Source organism: Arthrobacter globiformis (assembly GCF_046536215.2).
Taxonomy (GTDB): Bacteria; Actinomycetota; Actinomycetes; order Actinomycetales; family Micrococcaceae; genus Arthrobacter; species Arthrobacter globiformis_E.
Map to the genome: position 1 here is coordinate 2,150,461 of NZ_CM143421.1, position 15,365 is coordinate 2,165,825.

Genomic DNA, 15,365 nt, shown 5'->3' on the forward strand with positions numbered 1-15,365 from the left:
ACGCTTTCATTTGCGGGTAGCAGGCCCTTAGGATTGCTCAATGTCTGTTGACTCGTTTCTGCACTCGGCGTCGCCGCTGGCTGGCGCACTGACGCCTATCCACGCCCCCGACAACGCGCACGGCTGGTGGCGGTCCGCCGTCATTTACCAGGTGTACCCGCGGTCCTTCCGGGACATGAACGGCGACGGAATCGGTGACCTGGCAGGGATCACGGCCGAGATGCCGCAGCTTGCCGAGCTCAGCGTGGATGCCGTCTGGCTCTCCCCCTTTTACCGCTCCCCCCAGCGCGACGCCGGATACGACGTCAGCGACTACTGCGACGTCGACCCGATCTTCGGCACGCTCGGAGACTTCGACGGCATGGTGGCTGAGGCCAACCGCCTGGGCCTGCGCGTCATCGTGGACCTGGTCCCGAACCACTGCTCCGACCAGCACCGCGACTTCCAGGCGGCGCTGGCTGCCGGTCCGGGTAGCGCCGAACGGGACATGTTCATCTTCCGCGACGGCCAGGGCGCGGCGGGGGACGAACCACCCAACAACTGGGAGTCGCACTTCGGCGGCTCTGCTTGGACCCGCATCACCGAACCTGACGGCACTGCGGGACAGTGGTACCTGCACCTCTTCGATTCCTCGCAGCCGGACTTCAACTGGGACAACCAGGACGTGCATGACGAGTTCGAGCGTATCCTGCGCTTCTGGCTGGACCGCGGTGTCTCCGGATTCCGAGTGGACGTGGCCCACGCCCTGGTCAAGGCCCCCGGCCTGCCCGCCTGGGGCGGACGTGCCGACGGCAGCAGCTCCGACGGTTTCCCCGGGCACGAGGCGCCCATGTTCGGCCAGCCGGCCCTGCACGACATCTACCGCAGGTGGCGCCAGATTCTTGAGGAGTACGGCCCGGACCGAATTCTCTGTGCCGAAGCCAATGTGGACCCGCTGCCGCGGCTGGCCCACTGGGTCCGGCCGGACGAAATGCACCAGGCCTTCAACTTCCCCTACCTCCATGCCGGGCTGGACCTCCCGCGCCTCCGCCATATCGTCACCGAGTCCCTGACGTCGTTGGACGCCGTGGGTGCGCCGAGCACCTGGGTGCTGTCCAACCACGACGTCGTCCGGCACGCCACCCGGTTTGGGTACGACTGGTCCGGACCGCGTGACGGGGACGGCATCGGCCCTTGGGATCCCCAGCCGGACGAGGAGCTGGGCAGGACCCGGGCCGCCGCGGCATCACTGTTCATGCTGGGACTCCCCGGCGGTGCCTACCTGTACCAGGGCGAAGAACTGGGGCTGCCCGACGGCATCGACATCCCGGACCACCAGCGGCAGGACCCGACATTCGCGCGAACCGGCGGCGCCCGCCTGGGCCGCGACGGCTGCCGTGTCCCGCTGCCGTGGAAGGCGTCAGAACGCCACAGCGGCTTCGGCGAAGGTGACACACCCTGGCTCCCCCAGCCGGAGAGCTTCGCGAAACTGGCCCGGGACGCCCAGGCCGGGGACCCGTCGTCGCACTTGAACCTGTACCGCCGCATGCTCACTGTCCGCCGTGAACTGGATCTGGGACGGGGTTCTCTCGCGTGGGCGGAGGAATGGTGCACCGCGTCATCGCTGGCATTCCTCAACGGCGACATTCTGGTGGTCATGAACATCGGTTCGGTTCCGCTGGAACTGCCCGCCGGCGAGGTTGTGCTCCGCAGTTCGTCTCCCTCGGACGGCGGCGAAGATGACCAGCGCCCTTCCCTGGGCTCCGGGGAAACCGTCTGGCTGCGGATTTCGCCGGAGGGCGCGGAGAGCTAAGCCATGGCCGGGATCAAGGACGTTGCGGAACGGGCGGGGCTATCCGTAGCCACCGTTTCGCGCGCCTTGAGCGGCAAAGGCCATGTGTCGCCGGCGAGCCGGGAGCGTGCCAGGGAAGCCGCCGTCGAGCTTGGCTTCGTGCCCTCCTATCAGGCGTCCAGCCTTGCCTCCGGCCGGACCCGCAACGTCGGGGTCCTGGTCCCCACAGTCCGCCGCTGGTACTTCTCGTCCGTGGTGGAGGGCGTTTCGGCTGCCCTCCTCGACGCCGGCTATGACCTGACGCTTTACAACATCACGGAGGGCGCGGTCCGGCGGCGGAGCATCCTCCAGGACTTTCTGCTGCGGAAACGCGTGGACGCGGTCATCGCGGTGGCGCTGGCGCTGACGGAAGAAGAGATCAGCCAGATGCTGGCCATCGACCGCCCGCTCGTGGGGATCGGCGGACCGCTGCCCGGGGCTTCCACCATCCGCGTGGACGACCACGGGCTGGCCGTGTCCGCCGTCAATCACCTCATCAGGCTCGGCCACACACGCATCGCGCACATCACCGGCGACTCACTGAATGACCCGGACTTCAAAATCCCGAGCACCCGCCGTGCCGGCTATGAGAAGGCCATGACAGCTGCTCGCCTTCCCCTGCGGCCCTCATGGGTGGTCCGGGCGGACTTTACCGTCGAGGGCGCCTACGCCGTGGCACGCGAGCTTCTCGGCGGAACTTCGGAACGGCCCACAGCAGTCTTCGCCGCCTCTGACGAGATGGCGATCGGGACCATCCTGGCAGCCCGGGACTTCGGGCTCCGGGTGCCGGAGGACCTGTCGGTGATCGGCCTGGACGGGCACGAGCTCGGCGAACTGTTCGGCCTGACCACGATCGATCAGGATCCGTGCGGCCAGGGAGCGCTGGCGGTGCGCCTGCTGCTCGAGGGGTTCGACGCCGGCACGGACCGGGTTGTTACGGACACCGAATACCCAACGCGGCTTGTCATCCGGCGGAGCACTGCAGTACCTCCGGCATAGGACCGGACGTGGCGTGGCATTGAGTCTGTCTCAGAGCCGCCTTACTCTGACGCGCCGCCCATGAACCGCACATACCGGCCCAGAACTTCGGGCCAGTCCTTCTCCCAGGCGGCGCGGGTGCCGGCCGGGTCCTCGGCGCCTTCCCAGCCGTCATGGACCACGCGCACTTCGGCGCCTTCCTCGACGCCACGGAAGACAACGCGCAGCTCGGTGGACCACAGGGCCGTGCTGCCGGGGTACCACGATGCGTGGAAGGACAGCGGGGGCTGCCAGTCATCAATGGTTCCCCAGGTGGTGCTCCGGCCGTCGTCGGAGCTCTCCAGGATGAGGTTCTCCTCGAACTCCACGTAAGAGCCGGGCCCGTAGACGCTGTTGGTCTCCATGGGCCACCAGAGGTGCGTGTGGTCGGTGAAGCCCATGAACGCCCGGGACACCGGACCGGGGACCACCACAGTGCAGATGACGGGGTCCAGGCTCTCAACGGGCTGAGGCACGTCGCCGCCGGCTGCGTGGCTGAAGAGATTTTCCATGGCTACCAACTCTACCGGCCCCACACTCCCATGGGACGCTCTTTCACTTCCTACCGCTTTTCCCCCGACGCTCTATCACTTCCTACCGCTTTTGGACCGACGCTCTATCACTTCCCGCCTTCCCTGATTGTGCCGCTGCTTGTGGCCCTCCCTCCAGCAGGACTGAGGAAGCGTTCGGGAAAGACCTGCAGGAAGTGATCGAGCGTCTGGTAAAAACCTGCAGGATCTGAGAGCGCGTCGGTGGAAAACCTGCAGGAAGTGAGAGGGGGGTTGCCTTCGGATTTGGCAGGGCTGTGCTAAACGGGTCGGAGTCATGAAAGACCAACCGGGCTTAAAAGGTTCAGGCCCCGACGTTCATCGTCGGGGCCTGAGCCGTAAATAGTGTCCGGCGGTGACCTACTCTCCCACACCCTCCCGGGTGCAGTACCATCGGCGCTGTGGGTCTTAGCTTCCGGGTTCGGAATGGGACCGGGCGTTTCCCCCACGCTATGACCGCCGTAACCCTTGCTCCCGGCACCGTGGGGCGATGGGCCCTGGTGTGGGAAATCTGTGGTGTTACAACTGTGGTGTTGTATTCAGTTATCTTGGTTCCCGTGAAACCCGTGGGCGGGTTTGTTGGTTGGGAACCACATAGTGGACGCAAGCATGCATTGATTCTTGTGTGGTGTAAGTTGTTGGCCTATTAGTACCGGTCAGCTTCACGAGTCGTTAGTCCTCGCTTCCACATCCGGCCTATCAACCCAGTGGTCTGGCTGGGGGCCTCTCACACACAAGGTGTATGGAAATCTCATCTCGAAGCGAGCTTCCCGCTTAGATGCTTTCAGCGGTTATCCCATCCGAACGTAGCTAATCAGCGGTGCACTTGGCAGTACAACTGACACACCAGAGGTTCGTCCGTCCCGGTCCTCTCGTACTAAGGACAGCCCTTCTCAAATTTCCTGCGCGCGCAGCGGATAGGGACCGAACTGTCTCACGACGTTCTAAACCCAGCTCGCGTACCGCTTTAATGGGCGAACAGCCCAACCCTTGGGACCTACTCCAGCCCCAGGATGCGACGAGCCGACATCGAGGTGCCAAACCATGCCGTCGATATGGACTCTTGGGCAAGATCAGCCTGTTATCCCCGAGGTACCTTTTATCCGTTGAGCGACGGCCATTCCACAATGTACCGCCGGATCACTAGTCCCGACTTTCGTCCCTGCTCGAGATGTCTCTCTCACAGTCAAGCTCCCTTGTGCACTTACACTCGACACCTGATTGCCAACCAGGCTGAGGGAACCTTTGGGCGCCTCCGTTACTTTTTAGGAGGCAACCGCCCCAGTTAAACTACCCATCAGGCACTGTCCCTGACCCGGATTACGGGCCGAAGTTAGATGTCCAAAGTGACCAGAGTGGTATTTCAACGATGACTCCACCCGAACTGGCGTCCGGGCTTCAACGTCTCCCACCTATCCTACACAAGCCACTCCGAACACCAATACCAAACTATAGTAAAGGTCTCGGGGTCTTTCCGTCCTGCTGCGCGTAACGAGCATCTTTACTCGTACTGCAATTTCGCCGAGTTTATGGTTGAGACAGCGGGGAAGTCGTTACTCCATTCGTGCAGGTCGGAACTTACCCGACAAGGAATTTCGCTACCTTAGGATGGTTATAGTTACCACCGCCGTTTACTGGGGCTTAAATTCTCAGCTTCGCCGTGAGGCTAACCGGTCCTCTTAACCTTCCAGCACCGGGCAGGAGTCAGTCCGTATACATCGTCTTGCGACTTCGCACGGACCTGTGTTTTTAGTAAACAGTCGCTTCCCCCTGGTCTCTGCGGCCCCGATCCCCTCCCACCAGCAAGTGGTGTTCAAGGTTGGGGCCCCCCTTCTCCCGAAGTTACGGGGGCATTTTGCCGAGTTCCTTAACCATAATTCTCTCGATCGCCTTAGTATTCTCTACCTGATCACCTGTGTCGGTTTGGGGTACGGGCGGCTAAAACCTCGCGCCGATGCTTTTCTAGGCAGCATAGGATCACCGAATCCCCCCTTTACGGGAGTCCCGTCAGATCTCAGGCACATGAACAGCGGATTTGCCTACCGTTCGCCCTACATCCTTGGACCGGGACAACCATCGCCCGGCTCGGCTACCTTCCTGCGTCACACCTGTTAATACGCTTGCCTCCCAGGATCAGGTCCCGCGCTCCACCAAAACCCTTCACCCACAAGGGGCGTCGGGCAGGTTTCGGGCGGTTAGTATCCCCTGTTCAACATGGGCGGTTTTTCGCCGGTACGGGAATATCAACCCGTTGTCCATCGACTACGCCTGTCGGCCTCGCCTTAGGTCCCGACTTACCCAGGGCAGATTAGCTTGACCCTGGAACCCTTGATCATCCGGCGGACGGGTTTCTCACCCGTCTTTCGCTACTCATGCCTGCATTCTCACTCGTGTAGGCTCCACCGCTGGTTTACACCGCGACTTCACCGCCCACACGACGCTCCCCTACCCATCCACACTCCTGAACCACAAAGGCTTGGAAAATATGTGAATGCCACAACTTCGGCGGTGTACTTGAGCCCCGCTACATTGTCGGCGCGGAATCACTTGACCAGTGAGCTATTACGCACTCTTTAAGGATGGCTGCTTCTAAGCCAACCTCCTGGTTGTCTTCGCAACTCCACATCCTTTCCCACTTAGCACACGCTTAGGGGCCTTAGTTGGTGGTCTGGGCTGTTTCCCTCTCGACTATGAAGCTTATCCCCCACAGTCTCACTGCTGCGCTCTCACTTACCGGCATTCGGAGTTTGGCTGACGTCAGTAACCTTGTCAGGCCCATTAGCCATCCAGTAGCTCTACCTCCGGAAAGAAACACGCAACGCTGCACCTAAATGCATTTCGGGGAGAACCAGCTATCACGAAGTTTGATTGGCCTTTCACCCCTACCCACAGCTCATCCCCTCCATTTTCAACTGAAGTGGGTTCGGTCCTCCACGACGTCTTACCGTCGCTTCAACCTGGCCATGGGTAGATCACTTCGCTTCGGGTCTAGATCACGCCACTGCAACGCCCTGTTCAGACTCGCTTTCGCTACGGCTTCCCCACACGGGTTAACCTCGCGACGTAACACTAACTCGCAGGCTCATTCTTCAAAAGGCACGCCGTCACAACTACAAGGCTGCTCCGACGGATTGTAAGCACACGGTTTCAGGTACTGTTTCACTCCCCTCCCGGGGTACTTTTCACCTTTCCCTCACGGTACTGGTCCGCTATCGGTCATTAGGGAGTATTTAGGCTTATCAGGTGGTCCTGACAGATTCACACGGGATTTCTCGGGCCCCGTGCTACTTGGGATACTCATCAAAGGCGGCGCACAGCATTACGGTTACGGGGCTCACACCCTCTACGGCCGGCCTTTCAAGACCGTTCACCTATACCAGCACTCACACCTCCCCGGTCCGGCAGAACCAGGACAACAAGTCCCACAACCCCGCCCATGCAACGCCCGCCGGCTATCACACATGGAAACGGTTTAGCCTGATCCGCGTTCGCTCGCCACTACTAACGGAATCACTGTTGTTTTCTCTTCCTGCGGGTACTGAGATGTTTCACTTCCCCGCGTTCCCTCCACGCACCCTATGTGTTCAGATGCGGGTCACCAGATCACTCGCGCGTCTGGCGGGGTTTCCCCATTCGGACACCCTGGGATCACAGTCCGGTTATCGACTCCCCCAGGCTTATCGCAGATTCCTACGTCCTTCTTCGGCTCCTAATGCCAAGGCATCCACCGTGTGCTCTTAAAACTTGACCACAAAAGATCAAAAACATTTTCTCGAGAGAACCACAGAAACCAACCACACCAACAACACCCCAAAGGGCACCACCAGCGCAGCCAGATCCAGGTTCAAATATCTTGGAAATTGCTTCTTATAAAAGATGCTCGCGTCCACTATGTAGTTCTCAAACAACAACCCCGTACCACACACCCCACACACCCCGCGCCAACAGCGCAGACAACCGTGTGATCGGTGCAGCCAGGAAACCAGAAACAAACGTCCCGGAAAAGAGTTACCCTCCCCGGTCCTGTTGCCTCAGGACCCGACAGTGTGCCAAACACTAAACCACGCAACCCCCGCCCCCGCCGTTCCAGGACAGACCCCCAAAGGGAACCCGACCGTACTGAACCAGGACAAAAACCACGCAGCCGCTATCCGTTGATATTCCACCCATGAGCACCCGCCACAAAACATCCGTTTGTGCTGCGGGCCTTTACTCCTGACAACACCCACCCCCGGCACATACGTCCAGGAAACAGTGTTGTAGGTGCTCCTTAGAAAGGAGGTGATCCAGCCGCACCTTCCGGTACGGCTACCTTGTTACGACTTAGTCCCAATCGCCAGTCCCACCTTCGACGGCTCCCTCCCACAAGGGGTTAGGCCACCGGCTTCGGGTGTTACCAACTTTCGTGACTTGACGGGCGGTGTGTACAAGGCCCGGGAACGTATTCACCGCAGCGTTGCTGATCTGCGATTACTAGCGACTCCGACTTCATGGGGTCGAGTTGCAGACCCCAATCCGAACTGAGACCGGCTTTTTGGGATTAGCTCCACCTCACAGTATCGCAACCCTTTGTACCGGCCATTGTAGCATGCGTGAAGCCCAAGACATAAGGGGCATGATGATTTGACGTCGTCCCCACCTTCCTCCGAGTTGACCCGGCAGTCTCCCATGAGTCCCCACCACTACGTGCTGGCAACATGGAACGAGGGTTGCGCTCGTTGCGGACTTAACCCAACATCTCACGACACGAGCTGACGACAACCATGCACCACCTGTGAACCGGCCCCGAAAGGAGAAACCACATTTCTGCGGCGGTCCGGTCCATGTCAAGCCTTGGTAAGGTTCTTCGCGTTGCATCGAATTAATCCGCATGCTCCGCCGCTTGTGCGGGCCCCCGTCAATTCCTTTGAGTTTTAGCCTTGCGGCCGTACTCCCCAGGCGGGGCACTTAATGCGTTAGCTACGGCGCGGAAAACGTGGAATGTCCCCCACACCTAGTGCCCAACGTTTACGGCATGGACTACCAGGGTATCTAATCCTGTTCGCTCCCCATGCTTTCGCTCCTCAGCGTCAGTTAATGCCCAGAGACCTGCCTTCGCCATCGGTGTTCCTCCTGATATCTGCGCATTTCACCGCTACACCAGGAATTCCAGTCTCCCCTACATCACTCTAGTCTGCCCGTACCCACCGCAGATCCGGAGTTGAGCCCCGGACTTTCACGGCAGACGCGACAAACCGCCTACGAGCTCTTTACGCCCAATAATTCCGGATAACGCTTGCGCCCTACGTATTACCGCGGCTGCTGGCACGTAGTTAGCCGGCACTTCTTCTGCAGGTACCGTCACTTTCGCTTCTTCCCTACTGAAAGAGGTTTACAACCCGAAGGCCGTCATCCCTCACGCGGCGTCGCTGCATCAGGCTTCCGCCCATTGTGCAATATTCCCCACTGCTGCCTCCCGTAGGAGTCTGGGCCGTGTCTCAGTCCCAGTGTGGCCGGTCACCCTCTCAGGCCGGCTACCCGTCGTCGCCTTGGTGAGCCATTACCTCACCAACAAGCTGATAGGCCGCGAGTCCATCCAAAACCACAAAAGCTTTCCACCCCCCACCATGCGATGAGGAGTCATATCCGGTATTAGACCCAGTTTCCCAGGCTTATCCCAGAGTCAAGGGCAGGTTACTCACGTGTTACTCACCCGTTCGCCACTAATCCCCGGCGCAAGCACCGGATCATCGTTCGACTTGCATGTGTTAAGCACGCCGCCAGCGTTCATCCTGAGCCAGGATCAAACTCTCCGTTGAAAACAAAACAGACACAACCAGGCCCCACGGAAATAACGCGGAACCAGGCTGCACAAAATTTGAAACCAGCCAAAAACACCAGACCACACCACGGGGGTGACATGGCCCGGCAATTCAACCAATTCATAAAAAAATCGGTATCAACAAACTTGGCACACTATTGAGTTCTCAAACAACAGACACACCCGGCACCACCCAAACCAAACATTCAGGATCGCTCCGGAGCAACTTTTCAAACTTACCCGCTCGCTTCGTCCGAGTCAAATCGGCGGTTCTCGTCCGGCCCAGCCTGTGGCTTCCGGATCTCCTTGCCGACTCGCTCCGGGGAGCGGCGCGGAAATAAACTTTACCACTACTTCGGCGGAATGCCAACTGTGCCGACGCAATGCCGGGGAGGGCCCGGAATCCTCAAGGATTCCGGGGCCTCCCCTTAGTCAAACAGCCGGCCGGGTGGAGCGGTACGCCAGCCCTTAGACGAGCGGCCCGCCGGGTAGAGCCGACTTCCCCGTCCCACCCGCCGGCGCAGCACCATTCGGTTCTGCGGCAACCGGTTCTGCGCCTGTCGGTTTGCCGGCCGGTTCGGCACTCTTTGGTTCAGCAGCCCGCGTCTCGGCAGCCCGGCTCTCAGCAGCAGTGCGCCCGGCGAAGACGGAGCTGGCCTCGGTGGCCTTGGCCCTGGCAGCGGCCGGCGTGGTGATCACGTTGGGATCCGCCGGCCGGAAGTACGCGACGCCCAGCGGCGGGAGCGTAACCGTAAGGGTGGCCGGCTGGCCATCGATCCCCTCGTCCTCCGCGGCCAGCGTGCCGCCGTTGAGGACGCCCGATCCGCCGTAGTCCTCGGAGTCCGTGTTCAGCACCTCGGTCCAGGCTCCGCCAGACGGCACACCCAGCGCATATTCCTTGTGCGGGCCGCCGGAGAAGTTGACGGCACAGACCAGCGGGTTGCCCTCGGTGTCCCAGCGGACGAAGGTGAGGACGTTGCGGTCGGCGTCGGCTCCGTTGATCCACTGGAACCCGCCCGGTTCGTTGTCCCGGGAGTACAGCGCCGGCGTCGACTTGTAAAGCTCGTTCAGGTCCTTGAGCAGCAGCTGAACGCCACGGTGCGCCGGGATGTCAGCGAGCCACCAGTCGAGGCCGTGCTGTTCGGACCACTCGGCTTCCTGGCCGAATTCCGTGCCCATGAAGATGAGCTGCTTGCCCGGGTGCGCCCACTGGTAGCCCAGGAACGCGCGGAGGTTGGCCAGCTGCTGCCAGCGGTCACCGGGCATCTTGCGGAGCATGGAGCCCTTCCCGTGGACAACCTCATCGTGGCTGATGGGCAGCAGGAAGTTCTCGGTGAACGCGTAGACCATGGAGAACGTGACCGTGCCGTGGTGCCACTTGCGGTTGACCGGGTCCTCGGAGGCGTACTTGAGCGAGTCGTGCATCCAGCCCATGTTCCACTTCAGGCCGAAGCCGAGGCCGCCGTGGCTGGTGGGCGCGGTGACGCCAGGGAACGCGGTGGATTCCTCGGCGATCATGACCGCGCCGGGGTGGGTCTTGTACACGGTGGCGTTGGCCTCCTGCAGGAACGAGATCGCCTCCAGGTTTTCGCGGCCGCCGAAGCGGTTGGGCTGCCACTGGCCGTGCTCCCGCGAGTAATCCAGGTACAGCATGGAGGCGACGGCGTCCACGCGCAGGCCGTCAATGTGGAACTCGTCCAGCCAGTAGAGCGCGTTGGCCACGAGGAAGTTCCGGACTTCGGTGCGCCCGAAGTCGAAGATGAGGGTGCCCCAGTCCGGGTGCTCGCCGAGGTTCGGGTCGGCGTGCTCGTAGAGCGGCTGCCCGTCGAACTGCGCCAGGGCCCAGTTGTCCTTCGGGAAGTGCGCAGGCACCCAGTCCAGAATCACGCCGATGCCTGCCTGGTGCAGCGAGTCCACGAGGAAGCGGAACTCGTCGGGGTGCCCGAAGCGGGACGTCGGCGCGTAGTAGGAAGTGACCTGGTAGCCCCAGGAGCCGCCGAAGGGGTGCTCGGCCACCGGCATGAACTCCACATGGCTGAACCCGAGCCACTTCACGTACTCCACGAGTTCCTTGGCCAGCTCGCGGTAGCTGAGGCCCAGCCGCCAGGATCCGAGGTGGACCTCGTAGACGCTCATCGGCGAGTTGTGCGGATCCCGTGCGGCGCGTTCCTTCATCCAGTCCGCGTCCTGGAACTGGTAGTGGGACTCGACCACCCTCGACGCGGTGAGCGGGGGAACCTCGGTGCCGAAGGCCAGCGGGTCGGCCTTCTCCACCCAGTAGCCGCCCTTGGTCTTGATTTCGTACTTGTAGCAGGCGCCGGACGGGACACCCGGGATGAACAGCTCCCAGACACCCGAGGAGCCGAGGGACCGCAGCGAGTTTTCCCGCCCGTCCCAGGCGTTGAAGTCGCCCTTGACCCGGACCGCTTCGGCGTTGGGGGCCCACACGGCAAAGGACACGCCGTCAATGTCGCCCATCGACGACTTGTAGTGCTGCAAATGGGCGCCGAGCACGGTCCAGAGCTTCTCGTGGCGCCCTTCGCCGATCAGGTGCAGGTCCACTTCGCCAACGGTGGGAAGGTAGCGGTACGGATCGTCCACCGTGGTGGGTTCGGCACCTTCGTAGGTCACCTCGAGCCGGTAGTCCGGCACGTGGCCGTGCTGCAACGGCTCCAGTACGGCCACCCAGACTCCTTCGGCCTCGTGGGTCATGGGCACGGTTCCGGCCTGGGTCACCACGTTGACCGCCTCCGCAAGGTGCTTGACGGTGCGGATGGTCACGTGGCCGTAATCGTCCAAATGGGCACCAAGCACCGAGTGTGGGGCGTGGTGTTCACCGGCCGCGACGCGTGAAAGCGTGTGCGCGTCCACGTGCAACGGTGCGTGGGGGCTGTCGGTGTGTGCAGAGCCTGTCATCTTTTTACCTTCCGCTGCTGCTCCGGCCGGTTCGCCGGAGCTTGTAGTGCTGAGGAGCCGCCTGGCCGCATTCACCGGGATGGCCAGCCAGCCCGGGCGGTTGCGCAACTCGTACACGACTTCGTAGAGCGCCTTGTCCAGCCACAATGCCACAAAGAGCGGCGAATTTCGGTCCACCGTTCCGGGAGTTACTTCCGCGTAGCCTGCCAGGAAGGCCTCGGTGCAGTCGTCCACCCAGGACTCGGGGACGCGGACGTCCGGCTGTTCGCGCTCGGCGGCGCCCGCCGCGTAGTCGAAGGAGCGCAGCATGCCCGTCACGTCCCTGAGCGGGGCGTCGGGGAAGTTGCGCTCGGAGATTGGCCGGAGCGGCTCCCCCTCGAAGTCGAGGATGGCCCACCGGTCGTGGCCGCCTTCGGCCCCGGGAACCTGGAGGATCTGGCCGAGGTGAAGGTCGCCGTGGATGCGCTGAAGCGCACCGGCGGGGGTGCCTTCCAGGCGGCCCAGCAGGCGTTCCAGCCCCTCTTCGTAGGGTCCGACGGCGGGTCCCGCCTCTGCCCACATCTGGCGCACGCGCTGGGCTACTCCGGGGGCAATTTCCGCGCCCGGAACCGCTTCGGCCGAGACACCCAGCGTTTCGGCCAGCCTGCGGTGGACAGTGGCCGTTGCATGGCCAAGGGCATAGGCCTCGGCGGTGAAGTCCACTCCCCCGGCGGCGGCGTCAACGGCGAGCCGCCACGCGTCCCTGCCGCCGGCCAGGAATTCGTGGGCCACCGCCAGTTCGCCCTGGGCGGGTCCGCCCGCGGCGGACCCGGCTGTGCCGTGGGCAGGGGAAAGCTGCCCCTGCGGATACCACTCGCCCGTGACCCAGCCCAGAGTGGCGGGGACCTCCTCGGTGCGGGCGGCGGACAGCGCGGCCCCGACCTCCACCTCCGGGTTCCGGCCGGCCGACAGCACACGGAAGAACTTCACGATGGCCGCGGAGTCGCCGTCGTCCACTATCACCGAGGTGTTGGACTGTTCGCCGGACAGGACCCGGACTGTTCCGGTGGCCTGCGGCAGCGGCTGGGCCGCGCCGGAGAGGTGGCCGCTGGCAGTGCCGGCGGTTTCCTGCGACCGGATGAGCTCCAGCCAGGCGGCAATGAAGGCGGGGTCATGGACGGCGTCGTAGACCCAGCGGTGCCCGAGCCCGGCGTCGTCGCTTTCCCCGATGAGGGCCCGTTCGGCGCCCGGAAGGGGCTGGCTGCGGTAGCTGAGCGGGATCTGCACGACGTCGGTGCGGGAGACGCCGTCGGCCGTTTTGGACTCAACGGAGGCGAGGAACACCTCCAGGCCGGCCTGGCCGGTGGCGTCGTCCAGGACCAGGCCGCCCACCGGCGCCAGGGTGAAGTCCGGGGTCTTCACCGGGAACCACCGCTGGGCCGGCAGCCAGTCGCGGAGCAGTTGCTCGAGTGTGGGTGTCAGTGTGGTTTGTGTCATCTCATCCCTCAATCGACAATATCGGCATCGCTTGGGTAAAGGGTGAAGCGGGGTTGGAAGCAGCGGACCGCAGGCGCAGCCAGAAGAAGTCATGGCTGCCCAGCGTCAGCGTCAGCTGCCCGTCGTCGCTGACGCCGGGGAACGGCTGGCCGCCGAACACGTCCCGCAGGCCCCGGCCGGAGAAGTCCGGAAGCCTCAGGGTGGAGGACACCGGGTGCTGGGAGAGGTTGAAGACGCACAGGATGGATTCCGCCGGTTCGCCGGCCGCGTTGCCCTCCGGCAGTTCGCGGAGATAGGCGAGCACCACCTCGTGGTCGGCCTCCACATGCTTGAACGCCCCGAGCCCGAACGCCGGGTGGTTCTTCCGCACGCTCAGGATCTGTCTGGTCCAGCGCAGCAGCGATCCGGAATGCGCAGCCTCGGCCTCCACGTTGGCCATGGCGTAGTTGTAGACCAGCGACTGGATCACGGGCAGGTACAGCTTGCCCGGGTCGGCGTTGGAGAAGCCGGCGTTGCGGTCGGGGTTCCACTGCATGGGGGTGCGGACGGCGTCACGGTCCTCGAGCCAGATGTTGTCGCCCATGCCGATCTCGTCCCCGTAGTACAGGAAGGGGCTGCCCGGCAGGGACAGCAGCAGGGCGTTGATGAGCTCGATTTCCGCCCGGGAGTTGTCCAGCAGCGGCGCCAGCCTGCGCCGGATGCCGATGTTGGCCCGCATGCGCGGGTCCGGCGCGTACCAGCCGAGCATGGCGGCCCGCTCATCCGCAGTGACCATTTCAAGGGTCAGCTCGTCGTGGTTGCGCAGGAACGTGCCCCACTGCGCACCCTCCGGAATGTCCGGGGTATCGTGCATTGTCTCGATGATGGGCGCGGCCTTCTGGTCACGCAGCGCGTAGTACAGCCGGGGCATGATCGGAAAGTGGAAGGCCATGTGGCATTCCGGCTCCTCCACCGTGCCGAAGTACTCCACCACCTCGTTGGGCGGCTGGTTGGCCTCCGCGATGATGACGCGGCCCGGGTAGCTCTCGTCCACCATTTTCCGCAGCTGGCGCAGGAACTCGTGTGTCGCCGGGAGGTTTTCGCAGTTGGTCCCCTCCTCCTCGAAGAGGTACGGAATGGCGTCCGCCCGGAACCCGTCGATCCCCTGGTCCAGCCAGAACCGCACGACGTCGAACACGGCGTCGATCACCTTGGGGTTCTCGAAGTTCAGGTCAGGCTGGTGGCTGAAGAACCGGTGCCAGAAGAACTGCCGCCGGATGGGGTCGAAGGTCCAGTTGGATTCCTCCGTGTCCACGAAGATGATGCGCGCGTCCTGGTATTTCTCGTCCGTGTCGCTCCACACGTAGAAGTCGCCGAACGGACCGTCGGGGTCCTTCCTGGACTCCTGGAACCAGGGGTGCTGGTCCGACGTGTGGTTCAGCGGCAGGTCGATGATGACCCGCACGCCGCGGGCATGCGCCTCGGCCACCAGCCGCTTGAAGTCGCTGATGGTGCCGAACTCGTCCAGGACGGAGTTGTAGTCCGAGATGTCGTACCCGCCGTCCCGCAGGGGTGACTGGAAGAACGGCGGCAGCCAGAGGCAGTCCACGCCCAGCCATTGCAGGTAGTCCAGCTTCTCGATCAGGCCGTGGAAGTCACCTGAACCGTCGCCGTTGGCGTCCGCAAAGCCCCGGACCAGCACTTCATAGAACACTGCTTTCCGGTACCACAGCGGATCGTGCTGCAAACCCGGCGCATTGAGCTCGAATGTGCTCTTGGGGGTGAAGTGCTGGGTGGGGCTCTGCGGACTGAAGGCCAC

Annotated in this window: 5 protein-coding genes and 3 rRNA genes; 2 read left to right on the forward strand and 6 right to left on the reverse strand. The window is 62.8% G+C overall.

All coding sequences use genetic code 11. The annotated features are described in order from the left end of the window. The first annotated feature begins 40 nt into the window (after positions 1–40). The gene (locus R5O87_RS09575; protein WP_410555258.1) at positions 41–1,792 is read left to right on the forward strand and encodes a glycoside hydrolase family 13 protein; all 1,752 of its coding nucleotides are present in this window, start codon (positions 41–43) and stop codon (positions 1,790–1,792) included. A 3-nt stretch (positions 1,793–1,795) separates the two neighbouring features. Continuing rightward, positions 1,796–2,809 carry a LacI family DNA-binding transcriptional regulator gene (locus tag R5O87_RS09580; protein ID WP_410555257.1) on the forward strand — a complete coding sequence of 338 codons (1,014 nt, stop codon included), beginning with the start codon at positions 1,796–1,798 and terminating at the stop codon, positions 2,807–2,809. Positions 2,810–2,850: 41 nt separating this feature from the next. Here the strand turns inward: R5O87_RS09580 and R5O87_RS09585 are convergent, their stop codons facing one another. From R5O87_RS09585 to treS, 6 genes are all read right to left on the reverse strand, one after another. Continuing rightward, positions 2,851–3,339 carry an SRPBCC family protein gene (locus tag R5O87_RS09585; protein ID WP_410555256.1) on the reverse strand — a complete coding sequence of 163 codons (489 nt, stop codon included), beginning with the start codon at positions 3,337–3,339 and terminating at the stop codon, positions 2,851–2,853. A gap of 383 nt (positions 3,340–3,722) precedes the next feature. Continuing rightward, positions 3,723–3,839 (reverse strand): 5S ribosomal RNA (gene rrf, locus R5O87_RS09590). 160 nt (positions 3,840–3,999) lie between these two features. After that, positions 4,000–7,126, reverse strand: a 23S ribosomal RNA gene (locus R5O87_RS09595). Positions 7,127–7,649: 523 nt separating this feature from the next. Then, a 16S ribosomal RNA gene (locus R5O87_RS09600) occupies positions 7,650–9,173 on the reverse strand. The 16S, 23S and 5S rRNA genes sit together here, the layout of an rRNA operon. A gap of 470 nt (positions 9,174–9,643) precedes the next feature. Beyond that, a complete protein-coding gene (locus tag R5O87_RS09605; protein ID WP_410555097.1) occupies positions 9,644–13,567 on the reverse strand; it encodes a 1,4-alpha-glucan branching enzyme in 3,924 nt (1,307 codons plus the stop codon). A 1-nt stretch (position 13,568) separates the two neighbouring features. Then, complete coding sequence (gene treS / locus R5O87_RS09610) at positions 13,569–15,365, reverse strand: maltose alpha-D-glucosyltransferase (RefSeq protein ID WP_410555098.1); 1,797 nt, start codon at positions 15,363–15,365, stop codon at positions 13,569–13,571.